Below are 321 nucleotides of genomic sequence, written 5' to 3'. Positions count from 1 at the left end.
TCGGGCCAGCCGGACGAAGTTCGTACCGTGTACCGAATCGCGGCGGCAGCAAAGGATATTCTTGTATGGATCCCATGTTATTGCGGCTGCGGTGAAAGTGCCGGTCACAGGAGCCACTACAATTGCTTTATTCTGCAAACGAATGACGACGGCTCGGTTATCTGGACCGATCACGGAACACGCTGCGGGGTATGCTTGCAGATCGCCGACCAGTCCGCCCAGATGAAGCAAAAGGGCGCTTCGAATAAAGAGATCCGGACCTTTATCGACGAGTCGTATAAAACGGGCTTCGGCAAACCTACGGATACGCCCATGCCGCCC

At 55.5% G+C, this 321-nt stretch carries 1 protein-coding gene; it reads left to right on the top strand.

What is annotated here, in order from left to right:
- Positions 1–321, top strand: a 321-nt coding sequence (locus KVT38_RS33625; RefSeq protein ID WP_217598061.1) for a PCYCGC domain-containing protein, incomplete at both ends; no start/stop codon positions are given.

Origin of the sequence: Cohnella sp. GbtcB17 (assembly GCF_019091135.1) — a bacterium.
Taxonomy (GTDB): Bacteria; Bacillota; Bacilli; order Paenibacillales; family Paenibacillaceae; genus Cohnella.
This window is presented reverse-complemented; position numbering and strand designations above follow the sequence as displayed.